The 16,046-nt window shown below is 67.3% G+C and carries 13 protein-coding genes; 10 read left to right on the top strand and 3 right to left on the bottom strand.

The features are described from left to right. Positions 1-9: 9 nt before the first annotated feature. The 3 genes from HZA32_01380 to HZA32_01370 are packed head-to-tail and all read right to left on the bottom strand — an operon-like array spanning position 10 to position 3,902. Positions 10-990, bottom strand: a complete 981-nt coding sequence (locus tag HZA32_01380) for an ATP-binding cassette domain-containing protein (protein MBI5422706.1) — start codon at positions 988-990, stop codon at positions 10-12. Continuing rightward, positions 987-1,967 (bottom strand): ABC transporter ATP-binding protein, encoded by a 981-nt coding sequence (locus HZA32_01375; protein MBI5422705.1) that lies wholly within the window; start codon positions 1,965-1,967, stop codon positions 987-989. The genes HZA32_01380 and HZA32_01375 overlap by 4 nt, the downstream gene beginning before the upstream one ends. Positions 1,968-1,985: 18 nt before the next feature. Further along, positions 1,986-3,902, bottom strand: a complete 1,917-nt coding sequence (locus HZA32_01370; GenBank protein MBI5422704.1) for a hypothetical protein — start codon at positions 3,900-3,902, stop codon at positions 1,986-1,988. Between the two features lie 133 nt (positions 3,903-4,035). Here HZA32_01370 and HZA32_01365 point away from each other — a divergent pair, with 133 nt between their 5' ends. From HZA32_01365 to HZA32_01320, 10 genes are all read left to right on the top strand, one after another. Then, a complete protein-coding gene (locus HZA32_01365) occupies positions 4,036-5,025 on the top strand; it encodes a glycosyltransferase family 9 protein (protein MBI5422703.1) in 990 nt (329 codons plus the stop codon). Positions 5,026-5,061: 36 nt separating this feature from the next. Next, positions 5,062-6,084 (top strand): glycosyltransferase family 9 protein, encoded by a 1,023-nt coding sequence (locus HZA32_01360; GenBank protein ID MBI5422702.1) that lies wholly within the window; start codon positions 5,062-5,064, stop codon positions 6,082-6,084. Between the two features lie 130 nt (positions 6,085-6,214). Continuing rightward, entirely contained in the window at positions 6,215-6,703 is a 489-nt protein-coding gene (locus tag HZA32_01355; protein ID MBI5422701.1) for an RNA polymerase sigma factor, read from the top strand. Continuing rightward, entirely contained in the window at positions 6,700-7,245 is a 546-nt protein-coding gene (locus HZA32_01350; protein ID MBI5422700.1) for a hypothetical protein, read from the top strand. The genes HZA32_01355 and HZA32_01350 overlap by 4 nt, the downstream gene beginning before the upstream one ends. Beyond that, positions 7,242-8,639, top strand: a complete 1,398-nt coding sequence (locus tag HZA32_01345) for a hypothetical protein (GenBank protein ID MBI5422699.1) — start codon at positions 7,242-7,244, stop codon at positions 8,637-8,639. The genes HZA32_01350 and HZA32_01345 overlap by 4 nt, the downstream gene beginning before the upstream one ends. Before the next feature lie 144 nt (positions 8,640-8,783). Further along, positions 8,784-10,055 carry a serine--tRNA ligase gene (gene serS, locus HZA32_01340; protein MBI5422698.1) on the top strand — a complete coding sequence of 424 codons (1,272 nt, stop codon included), beginning with the start codon at positions 8,784-8,786 and terminating at the stop codon, positions 10,053-10,055. A 129-nt stretch (positions 10,056-10,184) separates the two neighbouring features. Continuing rightward, positions 10,185-11,147 carry a tRNA lysidine(34) synthetase TilS gene (gene tilS, locus HZA32_01335; protein ID MBI5422697.1) on the top strand — a complete coding sequence of 321 codons (963 nt, stop codon included), beginning with the start codon at positions 10,185-10,187 and terminating at the stop codon, positions 11,145-11,147. Between the two features lie 94 nt (positions 11,148-11,241). Continuing rightward, the gene (hflB, locus tag HZA32_01330; GenBank protein MBI5422696.1) at positions 11,242-13,251 is read left to right on the top strand and encodes an ATP-dependent zinc metalloprotease FtsH; all 2,010 of its coding nucleotides are present in this window, start codon (positions 11,242-11,244) and stop codon (positions 13,249-13,251) included. Positions 13,252-13,340: 89 nt separating this feature from the next. Further along, on the top strand, positions 13,341-14,600 hold the full coding sequence (locus HZA32_01325) for a PLP-dependent aminotransferase family protein (GenBank protein ID MBI5422695.1): 1,260 nt from the start codon (positions 13,341-13,343) through the stop codon (positions 14,598-14,600). A gap of 72 nt (positions 14,601-14,672) precedes the next feature. Beyond that, the gene (locus tag HZA32_01320) at positions 14,673-16,040 is read left to right on the top strand and encodes a UDP-glucose 6-dehydrogenase (GenBank protein MBI5422694.1); all 1,368 of its coding nucleotides are present in this window, start codon (positions 14,673-14,675) and stop codon (positions 16,038-16,040) included. The last annotated feature ends 6 nt before the right edge of the window (positions 16,041-16,046 follow it).

The raw sequence follows: 16,046 nt of genomic DNA, 5'->3' as shown, positions 1-16,046 counted from the left end.
CGGGCCGCCTCAGCCGATTTCATCGAGGCGCACGCAGGCGGCTGTATGACCCGGGTCGGCCGGACGGAGCGGCGGCAGAGTGGCGAGGCATTGCTCGCGGACATAGGGACAGCGCGGATGAAACGTGCAGCCGCGGGGCGGATTCATCGGCGAGGGCGGATCGCCGGCGAGCACGATGCGCTCGCGCCCGTCCTCGGGGCGCACGGTGGGAATCGCGCTGATCAGGGCGCGCGTGTAGGGATGCCGCGGGTGGTCGATGACCGCGGCGGCGGGCCCGAGCTCGACGATCTTGCCGAGATACATCACCGCGACGCGGTCGCTGATGTGTTTCACCACGGAGAGATCGTGCGCGATGAACAGCAGCGTGAGGTTCATCTGCCGCACGAGCGCGGCGAGGAGATTGAGAATCTGCGCTTGGATCGAAACATCGAGCGCCGAGACCGGCTCGTCGGCGATAATGAGCTGGGGCTCGAGGGCGAGTGCGCGCGCGATGGCGATGCGCTGGCGCTGTCCGCCGGAGAACTCATGCGGGTATTTCCGCGCGTAGCGGGCAGCGAGTCCAACGAGCTCCATCAACCGCCCGACGCGCGCGGGAATCTCGGCGGGCGGACAGACCGCGTGCACGCGCAGCGGCTCGGCGAGCGCGTCGAACACCGTCATGCGCGGATTGAGCGATGCGAACGGATCTTGGAAAACCATCTGCATGCCGCGGCGCGCGGCCTTCACCTCGGACGCGGAGGCGGTGGTCAGGTTCTTGCCGTCGAGGATCACGCTGCCGCCGGTCGTCGGCACGAGCTGCATGATCGTGCGGGCGAGGGTGGATTTGCCGCAGCCGGACTCGCCCACGAGGCCGACGACCTCGCCGCGCGCGATGGCGAGCGAGACGCCGTCCACGGCTTTCACGACGCCGGTCTGTTTGCGCAGCAGGAAGCCGGACTCGACCGGGAAGTGGGTTCGCACGTCGCGGAGTTCGAGGAGAGCTTCGCTCATGGCTGGAGTTCCCCGCGCTGCACGCGCAGGCAGGCGCTTTCCTGTTCGGCGCGCACGGGTAGCAACGTGACCGGTTCGCGGTGGCAATAATCGACCGCGTGCGGGCAGCGCGGGGCGAACGGGCAACCGGCGAGCGGTTTCGAGAGATCGGGCGGCAGGCCGGGAATCGTGTAGAGCGCCTCGCCCTTTGGCTGGAGCGCGGGGATCGAGCGTTGCAGCGCCTGCGTGTAGGGATGACTCGGCGCGGTGAAGAGCGTGCGGGTCGGCGCGCGCTCGACGATGCGGCCGGCATACATCACTTGCACGCGGTCGCAGAGGCCGGAGACGACCGCGAGGTCGTGCGTGATGAAAATCACCGCCATGCCGTGCTGGCGCTGGAGCTTTTTGATCAGCTCGAGAATCTGCGCCTGCACCGTCACGTCGAGCGCGGTGGTGGGCTCGTCGGCGATGAGCAGCTCGGGGTTCGTGATCAACGCCATCGCGATCATCACGCGCTGGCGCATGCCGCCGGAGAATTCGTGCGGGTATTGCTGGAGGCGGCGGTCGGGCTCGTTGATGCCGACTTCGTCGAGCATCGCGCGGGCGCGGGCGAGCGCGTCGGCGCGGCTGATTTTTTCGTGAATGAGCAGCGGCTCGATGATCTGTTCGCCGATCCGCAGGTAGGGATTCAGCGAGGTCATCGGGTCCTGGAAGATCATCGCGATGCGCTTCCCGCGGATGGCGCGCGCTTCGGCGGGCGTGCAATGCAGCAGGTCGATGCCGTCGAACAGCGCGCGGCCGCCGGCGATGCGTCCGGGCGGCTGCGGGACGAGGCCCATGAGCGAGTAGCAGGTGACGGATTTGCCCGAGCCGGATTCGCCGACGATGCCGAGCGTCTCGCCGCGCTCGATGGCGAAGCTCACGCCGTCCACGGCGCGGTAGACTCCGCTGCGCGTGTGGAAATGAGTGCGGAGATCGGTGACGTCGAGTAGAGGCAAGGCGAGGAAGCCGAGAGCTTAGAGTCCAGAGTCCAGAGCTGAGAGTTGATCGCGGACGGCAGCGACGACCGTCTCCGGCGTGAGGTCGGCGAGCGAACCGCCGCCGGTCGGCGGGCAGCCGGGCGGTTGGAGCAGCGTGCGGGGCGCGTCGAACACGGGGCCGGTGCGCACGGGATTCGTCGGGCCGAAGAGACCGATGACCGGCACGCCGAGCGCATTGGCGAGGTGCATGCCGCCGGTGTCGTTGGCGACGAGGAGCGCGCAGGATTGGAGGCGTCCGGCGAACTCCACGAGGCCCGTCTTGCCGGCGAGATTTTCCACGCGCTCGCCGAAGCCGGCGGCGACGGCGTCGGTGATGGCGCGGTCGTTCGGCGTGCCGAAGAGCGCGAATTTTCGCTCGGGCAACGCAGCGATCAGCGCGCGCCAATGCTCCACGGGCCAGCGCTTCTCGGGCGTGTTTTCCGAACCGCAAATCAGACCAATGGGTGAAGAAGCTGAGAGCTGAGGGCTGAGAGCTGAGAGCTGCAGCGGCGATAAGTCCGCGGGCTGCTCGAGGCCGAAGCGCCGGAGGAAATCCGTCCAGAGCGCGAGCTGGTGGTTCTGCGCTTCGTCGTAGTCGGCGGGTAGCTCGAAACGGTGCGTGAGCAGCGGACGCGGGTGGCCGCGCCGCACGAGGCCGAAGCGCTGGCGCGCGCCGGTGCACCACGCCTCGAGGTCGCCGCGCTGGGAGTTCGTGAAGAGCAGGTAGCAGTCGGGAAATTCCTCGCGGGCGCGGCGGAACTCCGCGAAGTAGGCGAGGCCGCCGGTCTTTGGAAGCGCGCGATGACGGTCGGCGAGGGAGAGTTTTTCGAGGAGGGGCAGGTAGGCCGCTTTGGCGATGAATGTGATCTCGGCGTCCGGCCGCGCGGCGCGGATCGCGCGGAGCAGCGGCAGCGCCATGACGACGTCGCCGAGCCAGTTGGGCAGACGCACCCACAGGCGCGTGCGGCGGGGCAGGGCGGCGAGGCCGCGCAGGCGGAGTTCGTCGGCGAGGAAGTTACGCTTCTGCGCGAGGCGGAAGCGCGCGTGCGGCGCGTCCTGGTTTTTCCAGCGTTGGTGACCCCAGAGCCACGAGGTGCATTGGTTGTCGTCCGCGCGGAGTTTGTCCTCGAGCCAGCGGTTGAGCGCGATCGTCACGCCCTCCGGCGTGCCTTCATGCGCGATGCGCTCGACGTGCAGCTCGACGCGCCAGAAGCCGAGGTAGCGCGGGTAGATGACGTAGACCGCGGCGTTGAACTTCGTGGCGAGAAGCCCGGGCAGCTCGGTGGTGGAGCAGACGCGGTCGAAGAGGAGCGTGAGCGCGCCTTGGTCGCCGGCGTTCTGGTCGTGCAGGATGCCGATGAAGCCGTGGCGGCGGAGGATTTTCACCGCCTCCTGAAAGCCCTGTTTGCGCGACAGCAGGCGCATGCCGAAGCGTTCGCGCGTTTGGCGGATGAACTCGTCCGCGGACGGGTTGTCGATCGGCCGGAAGATCGAGGCGAACTCGGGGAACGGCCCGTCGACGAGGAGCGAGAGCGCCGTCTGCGCCTCCCAGTGCGCGAAGTGCGGCGAGCAGAACAGCGTGGCTTGCGGCTGCGCGCGGTGGGTGGCGAACGCGGCGCGGAGCGAGTCGGTGCCACGCACGATCTCACGCACGCGCGCGGCGCTCAGATACGGGGTGGCGAGCGAGTAGAACGCCGTCTCGACGAAGCGCCGGATGCATTCGCGGGCGGTCGCGCGCCGCCAATCCGACGAGCGTTCGGGGAACGCGTGGTGCAGGTTCGCGTGCATGAGCCGGCGGCGGCTCGGCACGAGGTAGTAGAACGCGACTGCGACCAGCCAGGTGAGCGCGCGGAGCGCCGCGAGAGGCAGGTGAGCGAGGACCCAGCCCGCGAGTTGGAGCGCGAGCTTAACCATGTCGGGCGGGCCGATGGTCGAATGCGCTAAATTGCCTCAAATTTTTCCGGCTCAAGGTGATTGAATTTGCCTTCGGCGAAGTCGGATGAAACCTAACTCGCGGGTGGTTGAAAGGAATTTCTCCACCGGCTCCATGCGCGAACTGCTCATCATCCAACCCGCCTCGCTCGCCGACATCGTGCACGGCTTGCAAGTCACGGCGTCGCTGAAGGCCCAACAGCCCGACTGGCGCGTGTCGTGGATCGTGCGCGACGTCTTCGCCCCGCTCGTGCGCTCGAGCAGCGTGGTGGACCAGATCTTCGTGTTCCGGCGGCTCGGCGGCGTGCGCGGATTTTTTCAGCTCATGCGCGAGGTGCGTGCGCGGCAGTTCGACGTCGTGATGGATTTCCAGGGCCTGATTCGCTCCGGCTTGATGGTGAAGTGGACGCACGCGAAGCGAAAGCTCGGCCGCGCCGACGCGCGCGAGGGCGCCACGTTTTTCTATTCGGAGAAAATCGCCGCGCCGACGCCCGGCCCGCATCACCCGCTGGAGACGCTGCTGCAGTTCCTCGTGGCGGTCGACGCCCAGCCCGAGCTGCACGGCCCGCTGCATTTCCGCGATTTCGGCAAGCTGAACCTCTCGTTCATGGAGAAGCGCAACGGCCTGCGTCCGGTGCTCATGTTTCCCGAGAGCCGCCGCGACGACAAACGCTGGCCGGAGTTCGCGCAGCTCTCGTCGCTGCTCGTGCGCGAGGCCGGCCGCAAGGTCGTGTGGGCCGGCTCGCACTACCTGCCTTGCAAGGAGGCGTTCCCCGACGGTGCGTTCGTCAACCTCACGGGCAACACCAGCCTCAACTCGCTCGCGGCGCTCATCACGCACGCCGAGTGGGTGATCTCGAATGACACCGGTCCGCTCCAACTCGCCGCCGCGCTGGGTGTGAAGACGCTCGGCATTTTCGGTCCGACCGATCCGCGGTTGTCCGGGCCGTATCCGCTGACGAGCACATCGAATTTCTACATCCAGGCGCCGGTCGGCGATCTGCGCCTGCTCGCCGCGCGCGACGTGTTTGCGCGCCTCAAGCGTCGCATGGAAGCCGAGAGCGGCCCCGCGCGCGTGCCGTTTCCGTCCGGTCGGACGAGCTGAGTGCAACCGCCCGCCGCCCCGCGCCGCATTTGTCTCGTGCGCCTCTCGGCGCTTGGCGATGTCGTGCTTGCGACGGCGCTCGTGCAAACGCTGCGAAAGAATTTTCCGAACGCGACGGTCACTTGGATAACGAGCGGCATCACGCGCGAGCTGCTCCTCGGCCTCGATGGCGTGGAGTTCGTCACCGTGCCGCGTCCGATGAAGCCCGGCGACTACCTCGCGCTGCGCCGGACGCTGCGCGGGCGCGACTTCGACGTGTTGCTCGCGGCGCAGGCGAGCTTCCGCGCCAACCTCGTGCACGCGTGCGTGCCGGCGGCGCGCAAGATCGGTTTCGACGCGCGGCGCGGTCGCGACCTGCACGGGCTGTTCGTCAACGAGCGCGTGCCATATCGCGACGAGCACCTCGCGGAGGGTTTCCTGGCGTTCGCCGGCGCGCTCGGCGTCGCGCCGGAAAATTACGTGCGGAGTCTCGTGCTGCCGCTCGGCTCGACCGACCACGCGGCGGCGCGCGCGCTGGTGGGCGAGGGGAAATACTTCGTGATCAATCCGGCCGCGAGCAAACCGGAGCGCAACTGGCGCGCCGAACGCTACGCGGCCGTCGCGCAGCATGTCGCGCGCATGGCCGGTTGGCGCGTCGTGCTGACGGGCGGCGCGAGTCCGAGCGAGAAAGCGTTGACCGACGCGGTCGCCGTGCGGTTGAACGACAACTCGGTGCCGGCGCTCAATCTCGCGGGCCGCACCTCCGTGCGCACGCTCGCGGCGGTGCTCGCTGGCGCCGAAGGACTGCTCGCGCCGGACACGGGACCGGTGCATCTGGCCGCGGCGGTGGGCACGCCGGTTGTGGGACTTTACGCGGTGGCGCGGTCGGCGTTGACCGGACCGTGGCCGGAGCAGCGCTATTGCGTGGATCGCTACGCGGACGCTGCGCGACAATTCCTCGGCACGAGTCAACCTGGCTGGCACCAGCGCGTGCACGATGCGCGGGCGATGGACTTGATCACCGTCGAGGAAGTGTGCGCGCAAGTGGATCGCCTGGTGGCTGATCGCGGCGCGCGCTGACGGAAGGGGCGGGCAGGGCGTTCGCAACGGCGGTCCGTCGGGCAGTTTTTTTTCGCGCGCGGGCGAACTTTCGGACCGTCTTTTGCGAGTTAGTGGGGTAGAAAGGCACACCGTTTTGCGCTCCCGTTCGATGAACCCTTCGCACCGCCAACTCGAGGCTCTCTACCGGGAGACGGGCGCGAACTTGCTCGCCTACTTTCGCGGCCGACCGACGCTGGCGCCGCAGGCGGAGGATCTGTTGCAGGAAACCTTTGCGCGAGCGCTGCAAAATCCGGAACGGTTGACTGCCGCGCTCTCACCGCGCGCGTATCTCTTCGGCATCGCGCGGCACGTCGGACACGATGCGTTGCGGCGCTCGCAGGTCGCCGTGGCGTTGACCGACGACGAGCCTTTGGTCGGCGAGGTCGAGGATGCCCGGCTGGCCGACATGCGGGAAGCGGTCGCGCAGTTGCCGCCGGCGCAGCGCGAGACGCTCTTGCTGAAACTGCGCCACGACCTCAGCTACGAGAAAATCGCCGAGGCACTGGAGATCCCGATCGGCACCGTGCGCTCCCGGCTGCACGCCGCCGTGCACTCGCTGCGCGCCACTCTCAATCCCCCTTCACCCACGCGCCCATGAAATCCGAAGAACTCGACTGCCTGCTCATCGATCGCGCCGCCGGAGAACTCGCCCCGGAGGTGGCCGCTTTGCTGGAGGAACACCTCGCGCGCGATCCGATTGCCGCCGCGCGGGCGGCTGAGCTGCACGCGACAATGCAACTGGCCCGCGCCGCCGTGTCGGTGCGTGCGCCGGAATCACTGCCGCCGCTCCGGCCCTTCGCGCCCGCGCCCGTCGCGGTCCCGCGCGTGGGGCGTGCGTTTGGCGGTGAATGGCTGCGCCTGGCCGCTGCGATCGTCGTCGGCTTGTCAGTGGGAACCGGCGTGGGTTTGACGCTGCGTGCACCGGAGCGCGTGCCGGCTCAGGTCGCCGCGTCCGCGGGGGCCGTCGCGAGCGAGACGCCCCACGAGCGCGCGGTGCCAGCCACGCGCTTTTGGTCGGCGTCGCGTCGCACGGCGGAGTTGCTGCAGCCCGCGGCCCGCCCAGCCGGCGGGGCGGCCGGGCTGCCGGCGCCGCGTTGGCTGCCTGCTCGCGCCCATTCGATTTCGGAGGAAAAACCATGAAGACCATTGCCCTGTTCGCCGGCGTCCGCCGGCTCTGCGCCCTGCCGTTGGTGGCGGTGCTCCTGCTTTTGGCGGGATGTTTGGAGAAGAACATTCTGTGGTCGCCCGACGGGCGTCGTGCGGTCGTTTTCGCCCCGGAAGGACTTTATCTGACCGACGGGGACGGGCGCTTGTCCTCCTTGCTCGCGCCGGGCGCCTACCGCGCGGCGTGGCTCGGCGATTCGCGCCAGCTCGTCATCGCGCGCCGCATCCGCGCAGGCACGTGGGACGAAGCGGCGCGGCTCCTCGGTGCAGAACGTGCCGGCAAGCTCGCGGCGAGCGTTGAGGAGCTGTGGCAAAAATCGCCGACGGATACGTTGGCGAAGTTGCGCGTCGAGAAAGTCGAGAAGACCGAGACGTCGTTGTGGCAAATCTACCTCCGCGACCGACATGGGTCGGACGTGCGCGCCCAACTCGATCCGGATGCGTGGAAGATGTGGCAGTCCGTGCAAGTCGATGCGCACGTGCTGGCGCTCGCGAAGATTGAAGCCGAATCGCTGGTGTGGGACGCCACGCTTTTTGGCGGTGCGGGCGAGATCGAGGAAGTCCGCGTGGCGGCGGGCGATCGCGCGGTCGCCTTCGTGGCCACGCCGGGTTACGCGTTGCCGGGACAGGCGGACGACGAACTCCAGTTGTGGGTCGCGCGCTTGGACTCGTCGGCGGGCGCGGAGTTGATCGCGGCGCGTGTCGCGGCTTATCCGGATTGGACCGCGGACGGGCGCGACGTGGCCTATGTCCAGGCGAACTCGGGCGCGGAGCGCGATCAGTTGCGACTCGGCACGCTGGTGCAGCGGCCGGTGTTCGACGCGGCTGGCGGTTGGATCGAGAAACCGGAGCTGCGCGAACTCGCGGGTTTTCTGTTCTCCGATCGGGTGCGCGTGCGCTGCCTGCGCGATGGCCGCATCCTGTTCAACGGCGTCGAACTGAGCCTGCCGATCGCCGCGGAGGACTTCGGGGAGACTCGCGAACAGTTGTTCGCACTGGACCCGGCCCGCCAGGCCACGCTGGGGCGTCTGGTGCCGCGCAAGCGCGAAGCCAATCTGCCGAAGTCGCTCGCCTTCTTCGAAGTGAGCCCGGACGAGAAGCAGGTGCTCTTCGGCGATTTCAACGGCGCCGTGGCGGTGCTCACGCTCGCCAGCGGGGAAGTGGAGGAGGTGCAAGACGCGGCGAAGGACCACTTGCAGGGTCAGCCGGTGTGGCGGGCGGCGGGCGAGTTCAGTTACACGCGTCGCGCCACCGACAAAGCCGCCGTGCGCAAGGCCGAGATCGTGCTTCGCGCCGGAGGCAAGGACCGCGTGATCAGCGCCGGCTGGCCCGACGACCTCGTCAACCACCTCTTCAGCGAGAAGAAATAGCCGCGGGGCCGGGCGCCGAAGTCGCGGTGCGCGGCCGGAGCGGACAGGGCGCACCGGCTGGGGCCGCCTTGCCGAGCGGCCCGCATTCTAGCTCTCAAAATCGCCTTGCTGGGGCGTGGCGTTCCCCGGTTAATCGTCGCTCCTATGCTCGATCCCAAAGTCCTTCGCGAAACGCCCGAAGTCGTCCGCGCCGCCATTGCCAAGAAGCACCTCGACGTCGATCTCGACGCCGTGCTGGCGCTCGATCACGCGTGGCGCTCGCAGCTCGGCGAGGTCGAGCAGCTCCGCGCCAAGCAGAAGGCGGCCAACAACGAGATGGCTGCGCTGAAGAAAGGCTCGCCCGAGTTCCTGGCCAAGGTGCAGGAAATGAAGGCCGTGTCCGCCGAAGTGAAGGCGCGCGAAGAAGGACTGAAGACGGTCGAGGAGAAGTGGCGCGACGCGATGCTCACGCTGCCCAACGTCCCGCACGCCTCCGTGCCCGAGGGCAAGACGCCGGAGCAGAACGTGGTGTTCGCCACGCACGGCGACGTGAACGCCGTCTCGCCCGCCGCGCAGCCACACTGGGAGATCAAGGGCTTCGAGAACCTGTTGGATTTCGGTCGCGGCGCGAAGGTCACGGGCGCGGGTTTCCCGTTCTACGTCGGCGACGGCGCCAAGATCGTGCGCGCGCTGCTGCAGTTCTTCTTGGATGAGGACGTGAAGGCCGGCTACACCGAGGTCGCGCCGCCGATCTTCGTCAACGCCGCCAGCGCCACCGCCACCGGCCAGCTGCCGGACAAGGAAGGTCAGATGTATGAGACGACGCCCGACCGGCTCTTCGCGGTGCCGACGGCCGAGGTGCCGCTGACGAATTTCTTCCGCGACGAGATCGTCGACGAGGCCGCGCTGCCCATCAAGCGCTGCGCCTACACGCCGTGCTTCCGCCGCGAGGCCGGCAGCTACGGCAAGGACGTGCGCGGCCTGAACCGCCTGCACCAGTTCGACAAGGTCGAGCTGCTCAAGTGGGTGCACCCGACGCGCAGCTACGAGGAACTCGACGCGCTCCGCGACGACGCCGAGCGCCTGCTGCGCAAGCTCGAGCTGCCCTACCGCGTGCTGCTGATGTGTGGTGGCGACCTCGGCTTCTCCCAGTCGAAGAAATACGACCTCGAGGTCTGGGCCGCCGGCCAGAAGCGCTGGCTCGAGGTGTCGAGCTGCTCGAACTTCGAAGCCTTCCAGGCGCGCCGCGCGCAGATCCGTTTCCGCAATCAGGAAACTGGCAAACCCGAGCTCGTGCACACGCTCAACGGCTCCGGTCTCGCCGTGCCGCGGGTGCTCGCCGCGCTGCTCGAGAACAACCTGCAGTCCGACGGTCGCGTGAAGATTCCCGCGGCGCTCGTGCCGTATTTCGGCAAGGAGTTCCTGAGCTTCAAGTAAGCGGGCGGCCCGTGGTGACACGGGCCCTCCGTTGAAACGCGCGTGGCAACTCGGAAACAACTCGATTGGCCCGCCATCGCTGCGGCGTTTGCGCGACGCATCTCGCACGGTGCGCTGCACCCGGCCGCGATGAACTACGCGCTCGCGGACTGGCAGCGCGAGAAGCGCCGCCGCCCGCGGGCGAAAGTCCCGCGTTGGGCGATCGGGTTTTCCGGCGGCGCGGACTCGCTGGCGCTGTTGCTGATTTTCTGGGCCGAGGCCGAGGGCCGGTGGGGCCGGGAATTCGTCGCGTTGCATTTCAACCACCGTCTGCGCGGGCGGGAGGCAGAGGCGGATGAGAGATTTTGCCGCAAGGTCTGCACCGCGCTCGGCGTGAAGTTTGTCAGCGCCAAGTGGGCGAACGTCGGCGGGCACGCCAGCGAGGCCGCCGCGCGCGAGGCACGCCACTCGTTCTTCGCCCGGGAAATGAAGCGGCGGAAACTGCGCCTGCTTTGGCTCGGACATCAGCAGGACGACATTGCCGAGACGATGTTGATGCGCCTCGCCCGCGGCAGCGGCACCGGCGGGCTCGCCGCGCCGCGCCCGGTGCAGGAACAGGCCGATGGCCGCGTGCACTTGCGGCCGCTGCTGACTTTGAAAAAAGCCGAGCTCGTCGCGGCGCTCCGCGCAAGCGGCGCCCGTTGGTGCGAGGACGCCACGAACGCCGGCGATGCCTACACTCGCAACCGCGTTCGCCGCTCCGTCGTTCCCGCGTGGACGAAAGCCGCGGGCCGCGACGCCCTGGCGGGAGCCGCGTTGGCGCGCGAACGCCTCGAGGAGGACGACGCGGCACTCGAGGCCTGGCTGGCAGAGGTGGCGCCGCTCCGCGGGCGCACGCTCGACTTGAGTCGGCTCGCCGGGAAGCCGGTGGCGCTGTGGCGTCGGGCGCTGCACGGTTGGATGCTGGCGAACCAGCCGGCGACGGACCTTTCCCGCCAGGGTTTCGACCAGCTCCTCGCCGCGATCAGGCGGGGACGGGACACGAAATTCAGTTTGGGAGCGAAGGATTTTGCGGTCGTTCGCGCCGGGAAACTGTCCCTGCGCGGGAGATGAATTTCGTTCCGATTTCGGGATGAAATTCCTCCGGGCCTTCATTTGACTTATCCGAGGGGAACCTCCACGTTGCCGCTCCAGTCCCAAAACCCGAATGTCCGACTTCGACGACAACAAGAAACGCCGCCCCCTGAAGAACCTCCCGCCCGAGAGTTTGCAGCCGAAGGTGATCTTCATCTGGCTGGCCATCATCGCGGCGATCGTTGCGCTCTTTTACTTCGGCGACCGCACCCGGACGTCCGCGCCGGCGCAGCTCAAGATTCAGCAGGTGGTCGAGCTGGCGGAGCAGGGGAAGATTCTCTCGGGCAACATCCAGCCCGACCCGTCGGCAGGTCGTGATTTCTACAGCGTGTCCGGGCGCACCAAGGATTCTTCCCTGCGCATCGATACCGGCACCACCGACCAATTCGTGGCGAGCGGACGCCTGACCGACGCCAGTTTCGAACGCCTGCAGCGCTCTCAGGTTTTCGTGGAAAGGCCCGCGACGACGGCGATGACCCAGTTGGTCTATAACATCCTGCCGTTCATCATCGTCATCGGCCTGCTCTATTTCCTCTTCGTTCGTCAGCTGCGCAACGCCGGCAAGGGTGCGCTCAGCTTCGGCAAGAGCCGCGCCAAACTCCTCACGCGCGAGAAGGATCGCCTCACGTTCGCCGATGTCGCCGGTTGCGACGAGGCGAAGGAAGAGGTCAGCGAAGTCGTCGAGTTTCTGAAGGACCCGAAGAAGTTCCAGAAGATCGGCGGCCGCATCCCGAAGGGCATCCTGATGGTCGGTCCTCCGGGCACCGGCAAGACGCTCCTCGCGAAGGCCATCGCCGGCGAGGCCGACGTGCCGTTCTTCTCGATCAGCGGTTCGGACTTCGTGGAAATGTTCGTCGGTGTCGGCGCCAGCCGTGTGCGCGACATGTTCGAACAAGGCCGCAAGAACGCGCCTTGCCTCATCTTCATCGATGAAATCGACGCCGTCGGCCGGCAGCGCGGCGCGGGTCTCGGCGGCGGCAACGACGAGCGCGAACAGACACTCAATTCGCTCCTCGTCGAGATGGACGGCTTCGACACGCAGGAAGGCATCATCATCATCGCGGCGACGAATCGCCCCGACGTGCTCGACAGCGCGTTGCTGCGCCCGGGCCGCTTCGATCGCCAAGTCACGATCGATCTCCCCGATATCATCGGTCGCGAGCAGATTCTCCGCGTCCACGCGCGCAAGATCGCGCTGGCCGACAACGTCGACCTCAGCGTCATCGCGCGCGGCACGCCGGGCCTTTCGGGCGCCGAACTCGCCAATCTCCTCAACGAGGCCGCGCTCCTCGCCGCCCGCCGCAACAAGAAGAAGGTCGACATGACCGACGTCGACGAGGCGCGCGACAAAGTCCTGTGGGGCCTCTCGCGCCGCCGCGTGATGGACGACAAGGAGAAGCGCGCACTGGCCTGGCACGAGGCGGGGCACGCCGTGGTGGGCGCAGTTCTCGACGACGGCACAATGCCGGTGCACAAGGTCACGATCATTCCTCGCGGGCAGAGCCTCGGCAGCACGACCTATCTTGCGACCAAGGACATACTGGGCCGCACCAAGAAGCAGTATCTCGATCGCATCTGCACTTCGATGGCCGGCCGCATCGCCGAGGAATTCGTTACGAATGACATCAGTGACGGCGCGAGCGGCGACATCAAGCAGGCGACCAAAATCGCCCGCTATATGGTGTGCGACTTCGGCATGAGCGAGCTTGGTCCCATCGCGATGGGTGAGAATCAGGACACGGTCTTCCTCGGTCGTGACATCACTCGGTCACAGCACCTCAGCGAGGACACAGCGCGCCGGATCGACCACGCAGTCTCCGCGTTTGTCACGAGCGAATACCAACGCGCCGAAAAAATCCTGAAGGAAAACCGGGCGGCTTTGGACAAGATCGCCGAGGCGTTGCTCGAGCATGAGACGATCGAAGGCAAACACGTCTTCGAAGTGCTCCAGCACGGTGAGATCAAATCTCCCGTCGTCTCCACCAAGGTCGCGCCGCGAGATGGTGCGGCTGCGAAACCGTCCGGCGCTTCCGCGGCGCCCGACGCCCCCGGCGCACCCGCGCCCGCACCGACTCCCGCCTGAGCGCGGGAACACGCTGCCTCATCGAGCCGGACCATGCGTCCGGCTTTTTTGTTTTCCCCGCGTCGGATTTGCCGGCGTAGTGGGCGAGGATGTCTTCCATTGCGTTTTCCCAGATGGGCCGCGAGGCGCGCTTCCCCGCGGTTGCCGCCCTCATGAAGGCGGCCCTCGACAATCCCGACCTGCTGTCGCTGGCGGTCGGCTTCACGGACAACGCGACGCTGCCGGCGGCGGAGTTCGCCGCCGCGGCGCGCGCGCTCGCGGCGCGACCGGGCGAACCGGAGTATCTGCAATACGGGTCAACCCAGGGCCGTCCGCGCCTGCGCGCCCAGCTGGCGGAGCGCTTGCGCCATTGGGAGCCGGAGCTTGGGGGCGCCGACCTCGAACGGCGCGTGATGATCACGAACGGCTCGCAGCAAGCCCTTTACCTCGCAGTGCAGGCGCTGTGCGACCGCGGTGACATCGTGCTCGTCGACCGGCCGACTTACTTCGTTTTTCTCGACGTGCTGGCGGGACTCGGCGTGCGCGCGATCACGCTGCCGTTCGCGACCGACGGTCGGCTGCAAATCGCCGAACTGGATGCGCTGCTGCGCCGGCTGCGCGAAACCGGCGAGGCACGCCGAGTGAAGGCGGTCTATCTGGTGAGCTATTTCTCGAACCCGTCCGGCCGATCGATGAGCGAAAGTGACAAAGCCGCGCTCGGTCGCGCGCTCGCGACTCACGGCTTGGTCGTGCCGTTGCTCGAGGATGCGGCCTACCGCGAGCTGTTCTTCACCGAACCGCATCCCGCGCGCAGCGCGCTGACGCTCCCGGAGTGGCGGGAGTTTCCGCAGCTCTATCTGGCCACGCTTACGAAGCCTTTCTCCACGGGCGCCAAGGTCGGCTACGCCTACTGCACGGACGAGCGCTGGCTCCACCAGATGCTCGCGATCAAGGGCACGCACGACTTCGGCACGGCCAACTACGCGCAGGCGCTCTTCGAGGAGGTGCTCGGCGCCGGGGCGTTCGAGACGCACCTGCCGAAAGTCCGCGCCGGCTACCACGCGAAGATGCGCGTGCTGCACGACGAGTTTGTCGCGGCCGGCTTGCGGGAACTCGGCTGGATGTGGGACGAGCCGGCGGGCGGTCTCTATCTCTGGCTGCGTGCGCCGGCGCACGTCGACACGGGCATGGATGCCGCCTTCTGTCGCGCGTGCGTCGAGGCGGGCGTGCTCTATGTCCCCGGAGATTTGTTCTTCGGAGACCAGCCCGAAAAGAACTGGGTGCGCGCCAGCTTCGGCGTGTTGGCGCCCGAGCAACTGCGCGAGGCCGCGCGGCGGTTCGTTGCGGTCGCGCGCCGCTTTTCTGCCTGAGAGGGGGCCGTCCCGCCGGGAAAATCTTCCTTGGATTCGCGCCGCGCGGCAGCCAACCTGCTTCTTTCCCCTATGAAAATCTGCTGTATCGGTGCGGGTTACGTTGGCGGGCCGACCATGGCCATGATCGCGCTCAAGTGCCCCGACATCCAGGTCAACGTCGTCGACATGAACGCCGCGCGCATCGCCGCGTGGAACAGCGGCCAGCTGCCCATCTACGAACCGGGCCTCGACGAGGTCGTGCGGCAGGCGCGGGGGAAGAACCTCCATTTCACCACCGACGTCGCCGGCAACATCAAGTCGGCCGACATCATCTTCGTCGCGGTCAACACCCCCACGAAAACCTACGGCGTCGGTGCCGGCCGCGCGGCCGATCTGCGTTACATTGAGTCCGTCGCCCGCATGATCGCGCAGCACGCCACGGGTTCGAAGATCATCGTCGAGAAATCCACGATTCCGGTCAAAACCGCCGACACCATCCGATCCATCCTCGCGTCGAACGGCACCGGCTTGCAGGCGCAAGTGCTCTCGAATCCCGAGTTCCTCGCCGAGGGCACGGCGGTGCAGGACCTCATCGCGCCGGACCGCGTGCTCATCGGCGGCGAGCGCACGCCCGAAGGCGACAAGGCTGTGGAATCACTCGTGTCGGTCTATGCCCGCTGGGTGCCGCGCGAACGCATCATCACGACGAACCTGTGGTCCTCGGAGCTCTCGAAGCTCGTCGCCAACGCGTTCCTCGCGCAGCGCATTTCGTCGATCAACTCGATCTCGGCCCTGTGTGAAGCCACCGGTGCCGACGTCGACGAAGTCGCCAACGCCATCGGCAAGGACAGCCGTATCGGCCCGAAATTCCTCAAAGCCTCGGTCGGCTTCGGTGGTTCCTGCTTCCAGAAGGATATCCTGAACCTGACCTACCTCTGCGAGTCGTTCGGCCTCCCGGAAGTCGCCGCTTATTGGACGAGCGTCGTCGGCATCAACGATTGGCAGAAACGCCGTTTCGCCGCCCGCATCGTCAAGGAGCTCTTCAACACCGTCGCCGACAAGAAAATCGCCGTGCTCGGTTTCGCCTTCAAGAAGGACACCAACGACACGCGTGAGACGGCCGCGATCAACGTGTGCCGCGACCTGCTTGCCGAGCACGCCAAGGTGTGCGTCTACGACCCGAAGGTTCCTGCCGACGAGATCGTGACGGATGTCCTCGGCAAAGGCGGCGCTGATGCGCGCCTCAGCATCGCGTCCTCGGCCTACGAAGCCTGCGTCGGTGCTCACGCCATCGCCATCGTGACGGAGTGGGACGAGTTCAAGAAACTCGACTACGCGAAAATCTACGCCTCGATGCCGAAGCCCGCGTTCATCTTCGACGGCCGCAACATCCTCGACCTCGCCGCGCTGCGGAAGATCGGCTTCAAAGCCTCCGGCATCGGCAAGCCGACGGAGTAACTGCGG

It is taken from the genome of Opitutia bacterium, from assembly GCA_016217545.1.
Lineage (GTDB): Bacteria > Verrucomicrobiota > Verrucomicrobiia > Opitutales > Opitutaceae > Didemnitutus.
This window is presented reverse-complemented; position numbering and strand designations above follow the sequence as displayed.